The organism is Streptococcus sp. DD04, assembly GCF_001578725.1.
GTDB lineage: Bacteria > Bacillota > Bacilli > Lactobacillales > Streptococcaceae > Streptococcus > Streptococcus sinensis.
Window position 1 is genome coordinate 307,086 of record NZ_KQ968977.1, and the last position, 9,562, is coordinate 316,647.

11 protein-coding genes and 1 other annotated feature are annotated in these 9,562 nt (G+C 38.1%); of the genes, 1 reads left to right on the plus strand and 10 read right to left on the minus strand.

The window, feature by feature from the left end; genetic code table 11:
• Window positions 1-46: 46 nt before the first annotated feature.
• From rplT to STRDD04_RS04260, 5 genes are all read right to left on the minus strand, one after another.
• On the minus strand, window positions 47-406 hold the full coding sequence (gene rplT, locus STRDD04_RS04240) for a 50S ribosomal protein L20 (RefSeq protein ID WP_000124834.1): 360 nt from the start codon (window positions 404-406) through the stop codon (window positions 47-49).
• A gap of 46 nt (window positions 407-452) precedes the next feature.
• A complete protein-coding gene (gene rpmI, locus STRDD04_RS04245; protein ID WP_015604488.1) occupies window positions 453-653 on the minus strand; it encodes a 50S ribosomal protein L35 in 201 nt (66 codons plus the stop codon).
• Between the two features lie 33 nt (window positions 654-686).
• Complete coding sequence (gene infC / locus STRDD04_RS04250; protein WP_037616322.1) at window positions 687-1,217, minus strand: translation initiation factor IF-3; 531 nt, start codon at window positions 1,215-1,217, stop codon at window positions 687-689.
• 16 nt (window positions 1,218-1,233) lie between these two features.
• Window positions 1,234-1,364, minus strand: a sequence feature (ribosomal protein L20 leader region).
• 26 nt (window positions 1,365-1,390) lie between these two features.
• Window positions 1,391-2,068 carry a (d)CMP kinase gene (gene cmk, locus STRDD04_RS04255; RefSeq protein ID WP_062199621.1) on the minus strand — a complete coding sequence of 226 codons (678 nt, stop codon included), beginning with the start codon at window positions 2,066-2,068 and terminating at the stop codon, window positions 1,391-1,393.
• A gap of 9 nt (window positions 2,069-2,077) precedes the next feature.
• A complete protein-coding gene (locus tag STRDD04_RS04260; RefSeq protein WP_062199622.1) occupies window positions 2,078-2,533 on the minus strand; it encodes an SAG1386/EF1546 family surface-associated protein in 456 nt (151 codons plus the stop codon).
• A gap of 45 nt (window positions 2,534-2,578) precedes the next feature.
• Here STRDD04_RS04260 and STRDD04_RS04265 point away from each other — a divergent pair, with 45 nt between their 5' ends.
• A complete protein-coding gene (locus tag STRDD04_RS04265) occupies window positions 2,579-2,776 on the plus strand; it encodes a ferredoxin (RefSeq protein ID WP_331710265.1) in 198 nt (65 codons plus the stop codon).
• Here STRDD04_RS04265 and STRDD04_RS04270 read toward each other — a convergent pair.
• The 5 genes from STRDD04_RS04270 to STRDD04_RS04290 form a co-directional block, all read right to left on the minus strand.
• Window positions 2,773-3,261 (minus strand): EbsA family protein, encoded by a 489-nt coding sequence (locus STRDD04_RS04270; RefSeq protein WP_062199631.1) that lies wholly within the window; start codon window positions 3,259-3,261, stop codon window positions 2,773-2,775. The two genes, STRDD04_RS04265 and STRDD04_RS04270, sit on opposite strands and share 4 nt — an antisense overlap.
• A 70-nt stretch (window positions 3,262-3,331) precedes the next feature.
• Window positions 3,332-5,800 (minus strand): alkaline phosphatase family protein, encoded by a 2,469-nt coding sequence (locus STRDD04_RS04275; protein WP_062199634.1) that lies wholly within the window; start codon window positions 5,798-5,800, stop codon window positions 3,332-3,334.
• A 20-nt stretch (window positions 5,801-5,820) separates the two neighbouring features.
• Window positions 5,821-7,470 (minus strand): rhamnan synthesis F family protein, encoded by a 1,650-nt coding sequence (locus STRDD04_RS04280; protein WP_062199636.1) that lies wholly within the window; start codon window positions 7,468-7,470, stop codon window positions 5,821-5,823.
• A 17-nt stretch (window positions 7,471-7,487) separates the two neighbouring features.
• On the minus strand, window positions 7,488-8,696 hold the full coding sequence (locus STRDD04_RS04285; protein WP_062199638.1) for an ABC transporter ATP-binding protein: 1,209 nt from the start codon (window positions 8,694-8,696) through the stop codon (window positions 7,488-7,490).
• Window positions 8,696-9,505, minus strand: a complete 810-nt coding sequence (locus STRDD04_RS04290) for an ABC transporter permease (RefSeq protein WP_015604480.1) — start codon at window positions 9,503-9,505, stop codon at window positions 8,696-8,698. The genes STRDD04_RS04285 and STRDD04_RS04290 overlap by 1 nt, the downstream gene beginning before the upstream one ends.
• Between the last annotated feature and the right edge of the window lie 57 nt (window positions 9,506-9,562).

The window sequence follows — 9,562 nt, forward strand, 5'->3', positions numbered from 1 at the left end:
CAAAGAGCCGAAAAAAGCTGAAACATCGTTTCAACTTTTTATCTTCTTATTTACCAAGTTTAGCTTTAGCTGCATCTGCAAGAGCTGTGAAAGCTGCTGCATCGTTAACAGCCAAGTCAGCAAGCATTTTACGGTTAACTTCGATCTCAGCCAATTTCAGACCATGCATCAATTGTGAGTATGAAAGTCCGTTCATACGAGCTGCCGCATTGATACGAGTGATCCAAAGTTTGCGGAAATCACGTTTTTTCTGACGACGGTCACGGTATGCATAGTAGTAAGAGTTCATTACTTGCTCTTTTGCAGTACGGAACAAGATGTGTTTTGCTCCATAGTAACCTTTTGCTAATTTTAAAATACGTTTACGACGTTTGCGTGATACAACGCCACCTTTAACACGTGCCATGTTTTATTTCCTCCAAATATTTCCTAGATAATTGTCACAAAATCTCTTATTTGAGACCTGTAAGCATTGCTTTGATACGTTTGAAATCTCCTGCAGAAACCATTGATGCTTTACGAAGATGACGACGTTGTTTCTTAGTTTTTCCGTGGAAACGGTGAGAAGTGTAAGCACGGAAACGCTTCAAGCCACCAGAACCTGTACGTTTGAAACGTTTAGCTGATGCGCGGTGTGTTTTTTGTTTTGGCATGGTAAAATCTCCTTTTTCTAACTTTCTGACAGTTTATTTTTTGTCACTAATCGGTGCCATTTGCATGAACATCTGACGTCCATCCATTTTAGGTCTTTGCTCAATGATCGCAACATCTTGAGTCGCTTCAGCAAAGTCAGCTAAGACCTTAGCTCCAATCTCTTTGTGGGTAATCATCCGACCTTTAAAGCGAATAGATACCTTAACTTTATTTCCTTTTTCAAGGAACTTGCGTGCGTTACGAAGCTTTGTATCAAAGTCCCCTTTATCAATCGTTGGGCTGAGACGTACTTCTTTCACAGTGACAACGCTCTGTTTTTTACGTTGTTCTTTCTGCTTTTTCTGGTACTCAAACTTGAACTTGCCATAGTCCATAATTTTCGCAACAGGTGGTTTAGCTTGTGGCTGAATCAGGACCAAATCGACATTTGCTTCATCCGCAAGAGACTGCGCTTCGCTAAGTGGTTTAATACCTAATTGTTCGCCGTCAAGACCGATCAACCGAACTTCACGCACACGAATTTCATCATTGATGAATAAGTCTTGTTTTGCTATGGTTTTCACCTCTTTTTTTATTTTTAGAGAAAAACAAGTGCGGACCTGCTAACGCAAACCCGCACTACATGATAGTATTTCATCACTGAAACTGAATCCTGTAGAGCCAGACAACGTTAGTCGCAAGGCGAGAAGTTCTCACTTCTGCTTTTCTCAACTCCACTATCATACCAAGTTTCTTTTTATTTGTCAATGATTTTTTTCGCTTTTTCTTCAATAAATTTGACAACTTCTGTAATTCCAACGCCTGTCGTATCAAAATGAATCGCATCAGCCGCTGGTTTTAAAGGCGACACAGCACGATGACTGTCTTTATAATCCCGCTCAGCAATTTCTTTTTTAAGAGTTTCCAAATCAGCCGTAATCCCTTTTGCAAGATTTTCTTTATAACGGCGCTCCGCTCTTTCCTCGACCGAAGCAACTAGAAAAATTTTCAATTCCGCATCTGGCAATACGACCGTTCCAATATCACGGCCATCCATGACAATACCACCTTGAGCAGCAATCAACTGCTGCAAATAAACTAGTTTTTCACGTACTTCTGGGATAGCTGATACCCACGACACATTATTGGTAACGTCATTTTCACGAATCGGATGGGTCACATCTACATCCCCAACAAACACCAGCTGCTCACCGTTATCTGCACGACCAAAACTGACCGAATAAGTCTCAAGCAGCTCTACAATCTCTGTTGCGTCGTTTTCAGTCAAATGATTTCGCAAAGCCAAATATGTCGCTGCACGGTACATGGCTCCAGTATCTAAATAGGTATAATTAAAATCTTTGGCAATGATTTTTGCAACAGTGGATTTCCCACTTGAAGCAGGTCCATCAATCGCAATCTGAATCTGTTTCATAACCCGCTCCTACTGAATCTTAACAATATCACCTGGATTGGCATACCAAGAGCCAGTGGACATGTGCGATGGATTTAGCTGCTCTAATTTTGCAATAGAAATACCTGCACGCGCAGCAATGGCCGCCTCACCTTCACCAGGCTGAACCGTCAAAGTTCCTTCAGATGATTCCGTCGTTTCTCCTTCAGGTGTAGCCGCCGCCTCTGTTGAAGCTGGTTGCTCCGTACTACTTGACGAGGCAACAGCAGCAGAAGTCCCATAAAAGCCTTCCATACTCGTCTTCTTATTACTTCCACCAATAGAAAGGTAGACCAAGAAGCAAGTAACTGCAATGACCAATATCAAAAAAACAGCTACTAAAACTGTCAAGATACGATCTACTCGACTCGCTTGAACTTTTTTAATTCTTTTCAATTTCTCTTCTCCATTATCGTATACATCTGCTTCCCATGGTTCTTTTTCCATGACTTCCTCCTTGAGTTTTTCTAAAAATCTTATTACAATATGAGTATGAAAGTTACACTTATTCCCGAACGCTGCATTGCCTGCGGGCTCTGCCAAACTTACTCAGACATCTTTGACTATCACGATAATGGCATTGTCAAATTTTATCAAGATAACCAACTGTTAGAAAAAGAAGTCCCTGACCATCCCGATATTCTCGAAGCCATCAAAAATTGTCCAACCAGAGCACTGCTAAAAGATTAGTTTTTCTTAGCCTTATCACCGTAATAGACTTCAAAATAATCTAGAAGAATAAAATTATCTACCAATTCGACTTCACCTTTAAAATGCTCATTCAGAGCCAAAGCGTTGACAAAATATTTTTTTGGCCATTTGCGCATACAGAAGGTTCTGCTACGACTTTTCCCTGTAAAATGAAGGGTGATTGAGGTCTTTGTTACTTCTAACTTCTCGATAGTTGAAATGTCAATCTTGATTGGCGTGAAAGGATTTGCCGTAATAATCCGCAAAATCCCATCATCATATATGGTGAAATATCTATGCACACCAATGCCCAACAAAACCATAAATAAGAAGAAGGAAAAGAGAACAAGAGTTGGTACTCTAGAACTTTCATACATCAAGGCCAGCCCTATAAAGATCGGGATAACCGACAAAGACCAATAAATAACTAAAACCGACATTTCTGGTTGCCAATGATAGCGTACTTTCCCAAAAATCTTTATCATATCTTCACCCCCATACTACTAGTTTAGCATAAAATAATAAAAAATAGAATTGGTAAACCTATTCTATTTTTTATTTCGCTGGCATAGCGAAGAAATCCTTTGAAAGATAGCCTTTTCCGCCAACCATATCATATTCGATCAATTTTAAATCATCTGCAATTTCTTGGGCTGATGGCTCCAGTGCCTTCTTGTCCACACTAGCCTTATGAAGAACTTCGGTCAATAAAGCGTAGTAAGGAGATACTTTAGAATTAGTCTGCTCAAGCAATAAGGCAGAAAAATCACTAGAGTTAACCAAAGGATAGTCCAGCTTAGGAGTCTCATAATTGCTCCAGATAAAGTAATCTGTTAGAAACTGGTTTTCAGGATGTTCCTTAAAAGCTGACTGAGGGTACAGACCTGGCAAGTGATCACCATAAAAGACCACTGTTATCTTTTTATCAATTTTAGAAAGCTTATCCAAAAAATCCTTGGTCGCATTGTCTGTGTGGTAGAGCATCCTTACATAGCTGGATAATGATTTATTTCCTGCCTCCGTGAAACCTGGGTAACTAGCAGACATATAAATCGGATTGACTTCCGTCCAAGGCATATGATTTTGCATCGTCATAACTGAGAAAAATTGACTTTGGTCTGTTTTTAGGCGATCTAAGACTTGATTATAGGTCGTTTTATCACTATAGTTTCCACCAATATGATCTCCCTGCAACCCTTGAGTTCCATAATGAATAAAGGTATCATATCCCAGATCTTTATAAATGATGTCTCTGGAATAATTACTTGGTGAGGCCAAATGAATCACGGTACGATTTTGAGAAGTGTAAAAATCACTGATAGCCGGAAGTTTGTTCATCTTTGGCACTACTTCCGTATAAATAACTGAAACAGATGGTGACAAATTATAAAATGGCAGACCGGTCAACGTTTGAAACTCCATATTTGCTGTTCCACCGCCATAACCGTCTGACTGCATCAACCCACTGGTTGTCTTAGACATAATTTCCTGAATATTTGGAATTGGATTTTCTGACATAGACACGCCGTCAATCCGTGCAGGATCAGAAAAACTTTCACTGAGGACATAAATGACAGTCTGCTGTTCAATGTTATGTTGACGTTCCTGATTGATGGAGTCAGCAAGTTCTTCATATTTTTTTTCTATTTCCTGAATTTTTTCTTTGGAATATCCTGCCGGCTGGATCATAGCCTTATCTGATAATTGAGTAAACCAAACAAAAGAGATAGACCGCATTTGCGAATTAACTGTATTACCAAACCAAGTCAAGTCATGATAATTATTTAAAATAGAGATAACAGGGATATTTTCAGCTACTTTACCATTTTCTTTCGAAGAGAATATCTGTAAAACACCTAGGAAAAAAATAATAGGAAAAGCCAGTAACATAAGCTGCATTTTTATCATCGATAAAATTTTCTCAGGTAAAATCCTTCTACGGAAAAACCAATAGAAAGCTCCAAGAGCTGCCAATCCTGCAATAGTATAGATTCCATAATTGCCACCAAGAAAATCAAACAAAATTTTTGGATTTTTTAACCAGCTGACGTCACTTGGCAGAATAGGTTCGTGACGATATTGAAATTTCAAACTGCTGGCAATGGTTGCAAGAATACCCGCAACCAATATGAGAATGCTTGCTAGGAAAATTTGATTGAAAACAAGGTAGACAAAAATAAATGTTGCAAAAAATACTGCTATCTGAAAGAATGTTGCTCCTGTAAATAAATGCAGTTCTAAAACAGAAACATCTCCTCGAATACTATTTTGAATAGTATAGTTGAAAATGACAGAAAGAACTGCGCTGCATAAAACAGCAACTGAAAAACTGCCTCTGTTTTTCGAAATATCTTTTAATCCCTTTATCCCTAAAAAGCTAGGGATCAAAAATAAAAGAAAGAGTAAAATAATAAAACCAATTAATTTTAAAATAGAATCTTGAGAGATTTCAAATCCTTTATCTGTAAGATAAGTCGTCAGCAAACTTTGGTGCTGAAAAATACCTGTCATCTTATCATCTGTTAAAGATAAAAAAATAAGGGACTGAGATAGAAAGAGTATCTCTAGAAAATATTTATTGTACTTATCAACAATAAAATAGTCCAAAGAATTATATTTTTTTAAAGAGGGGAAATAGTTTATAAGATAGGCGAAGAAAAAAATAAGAAGCAAATAAGGTAGGCCGTTCACTTGAAAAAAGTGATTACTAAGTAAATTTTCTGCCTTAAAGTCAAAATCATTAATATGCTGAGTAACCGTTAGCAAGTAAGAAAATAGTATGTAAGAAGCATAGACGATAGCAGACCATATTAGCAGCTTTCGACTTAGCAGTTGGGATACAATCTGCCCTAAGCCAAATAGAGCCACGATTAAACCAAGAAAAACAAACCCTAAGCTACTGTAATTTTCTATGTTCTTATTTACTTGAAGTAAAAATAGAGTGGTGACGGCTGTAATATCTAAAAATAAAAAGCTGATAAGCAAATAAGAAATCTGCTTATAATAATTAATCAAAAATTTCATTTTTCTTTCTAAGAAATAGATTATCGTGCCTTTAAAAGACTTGATAAATAAGTTCTAACTTTTTGGGTTAGGCTCTTTCGAGCAAGCTTTCCTTTCTGCCTTGTTAATTTTTCTGCTTCTTTTTGTAAATCTAATAAAGCAGGGAGTGGGCGACCAGGCATGATTTTAAAATCATAGCTCTTGTCCCAAGCCAAATAAACCAATAAACTTTCTAAAATACGAGGTTCTATTTGAGCTGATAACTGGTAATCATTTTGAAAAAGGCTAGTAAGGGCAGAAGGCTTAAACCAAAGGAAGCCACCATACACCCTGGTAAAAACAGGATGTTGTTCAAAATCAAACTGTTTCTGGCAATGGAGTTTTTGCCAAATTGCAGCCATTTCTTTCCGATAAACTTTTTGTTCAAATAAGCCATATCTGACTAAACTTGGAAGATCTGGTATAACGAGCCCAAGCTTATCATCTTGTTCCAAGACTTTAATACTAGCATTGGCATTTTCAAACATCACCTCCATCAAATCTCTACGCATCGCTTTATCGAGCTGAGGCATTCCATCTACTAAAATTGCAGTAGAAATATGCCCAACGAAAACAAATTGTAGCAAGAGTCCACTCTGTTCAAGCATCGCCTGCATAGGCCTTTCTTCTTTTCCTAAAAGAACTTGATAGCGGTCTGATACAGTTTCCATGAGCTGAGCAAAGATTTTTTCGTCAGCTGTCGTCACCACAAATTGGTATTGTAGAGAAAGAGCTTCCCATTTTTCTTTAAATTGCTCGAAGACTTGAAGATCTGTTACATGAATATGAAGAGCTACCGGCTTTTCTGGCGAGTCATTCTTATCATCTCTCGAAAGCTGCTTATCCTGCAAAAGGCAGGGTACATCTGGACCAACATATTCAAATATATGCTCAGAAATTAAAGAAACAGGATAAGAAGTTCTCTCTTTGATTTCTTCCAACAGATACCTCGCAGAAAAAGGATTACCACTGATAGCTTTCACTTTCAAAAAGGGAACCTTTTTCTCAAGAATAGTAAAAGGCTTATAATAAGTAAAATCTGGATGGATTAAATCTGTTGCCTCTTCTAGACGAGTATCAAAGGCAGCCTGATAGGTAAATCCTGCCTCTGTAAAATATTGGGTGAATTTCGTCTCGTAGTGGTCAATCACATCTTGAACATCAGTAAAATCTTTTACCTGTTCCCAAAATTCTTGAAAAGAAATTGCCCTCAATATCTGCTGCTTAAAGGTAACAAAGTAACTCTGCAGATGTTCTTCAAAATACTTTGTTTTTCGAAAGTTGGTCATGCCCCAAAAATCAACTTGAGTATCCACCTCAAAACGCTTATAAATAGGCTCCAATTCCCAGAGCGGACCAAAACAAGTATCATTCATCAGAGTCAGAGAGTCGTAGGTTCTGAGCTCCTCAAAACCTATGGCGCTCATTCCATCCCGCCAAGCCGCAAAATCATAACCTTGATTGTCCCGCTCCAACACATTGCTTATCCCAAATTCGTCGTGCAACTTTTTCTTAATTGCTTCTTCGATATAACTATTTGAAATAATAAGGATTTTGGAAAACAGGGGTTTGAGCTGTTCTAATTGGTAGAAGACATGATTACTCACGCGCTTATATTTATTAAAATGAACATAGAGTAATATTCGTTCCATGAAAACACCTTATCATTTTATTGAGAGATTTCCCAGACCCCATTACGCTGAATCAATCCCGTTGCTGAGTCTTTTGCAGAGGTATCGTCATCTTCAATATCCCGTCGGCTGATGATAAGGACTGGAGTATTCTTAGAATCTGCAAAGGCTAAAATCTGATTCTCTTCATCACGCACAGAAACCTGCAATTTCAATTTTGCATGATTGATTTGGGAAAGATGGCATTTGTATTTAAGTGTCTTCTTGCCTGTTCCTTCTGTCAAATTATCCATTGAATTATCATTATACAGCCAAATGGTACGGTCGATATCAGTCAGTGAAAAGGCTATGTAGGTTGGCATATCCTGATTGACTTGATAGCTAATCTCAAATTCAATTTCTTGATTTGGTGCTGTCTGAGGAGAGCTTAGTAGACGAACCTCTAAATCAGAAACTGCCTCAGATTCCTTTTCAGCGACATAATCTTCGTTCATGGCTTTGGTGTCAGTTGCATTATCCAAACTGTATTGGTTAGCTACATCATCTGGATTTCCGACAACTTTGACTAATCCATTTTCAATCAAAACAGCTTTATTACAATACTTTTTGACGGCATTCATATCGTGAGTTACTAAAATAGTTGTCTTTCCCGAATGCTTCCGTTCCATAAAATAATCATTACACTTGCGCTGAAAGGCTTCATCCCCCACAGCCAGAACCTCATCCAAAATTAGAATGTCTCCCTGTGCCTTGATCGCAACTGAAAAGGCCAAGCGAACCTGCATCCCACTAGAATAATTTTTGAGTTTTTGATTCATAAACTCGCCCAGCTCAGCAAACTCCACGATATCATCGTACATGGCATCTACTTCTTCAGTTGAGAAGCCCAGCATGGCACCATTCATATAGACATTTTCGCGGCCGGTCAGCTCTGGATTGAATCCAACACCTAGCTCGATAAAGGAAACCAACTTGCCATCAATGGTCACTGTGCCCTTTTCGGGAATATAAATCTCCGAAATGATTTTCAAAAGGGTTGATTTGCCCGAACCATTACGGCCGACAATCCCGTAAAAATCTCCCTTTTCCACTTCAAAAGAAATATCCTTAAGAACGTTCTGCTCTTTGTAACCTTTGATTCCTCGAAAGCGGTTAACTAGGCTTGTTCTTAAACTTTGTGTTGACTCTGTTGGCAGTTTAAAAAACTTACTGACATGGTCAACTTTTACTGCAATATTATTTGACATTATAAAATCTCCGCAAATCTCTTAGCATTTTTATTAAAGATATAATATCCAAGCCCAAATATCACTACTGGCAATAAATAAGGAATCAGAGCAATCCAGTAATGGTCCATCAAATCCCAGCCCCGAGTACTGCCTGAGAAAACGATAAAATGACGAAGGTCTTGAATAATCTGAGCCATTGGATTGAGCATCATCAGCTTAGCGACCAAAACATGCCCACCCTTCAGGATATAAGTCAGTGAATAAATAATCGGTGTCGCATACAAACCAGCCTGCAAAACTACTTCCCAAATGGGTCCAATATCACGATATTTAACAAAAAGTGTTGCCAACATAAAGGCAAAGCCAGCTGAAATCAAAACTAATTCCAGAAAAAGCGGGATAATAACTAGCCATCCTAGCGTGATTGATACTCCATTAATCAGAGCAAAAGCAAAAACAACCAACAAATTGATCGCATAGTTGATCGCTGCACCAGTAATAGCTGAAAAAACGATAATTGATTTAGAAAAATTCAGTTTTCGCAGTAAGTCCCCTCGCGCAACAATGGACATCATGCCCATATTGGTCGCTTCTGAGAAAAAATTCCAAGTCACCATCCCTAAGAGAAGCGATACTGCATAATGAGGCGTTCCATCATCAAAACGCAGGAAACGAACGAAAACAAGATACATAATGGTAAAAAGCATTAAGGGTTTTAAAATCGACCACAAATGCCCAATGAAACTGCCTTGATAACGTAATTTGAAGTCTGTTTTAACCAGTTCCCTCAAGAGAATCCAGTTTTTTTGGCTAAAATAATCTAGCATGCATATTTCTCCTTATACCTAAATTTTGTCAAGATCAAGCAAGTGAAAACCAAAGTA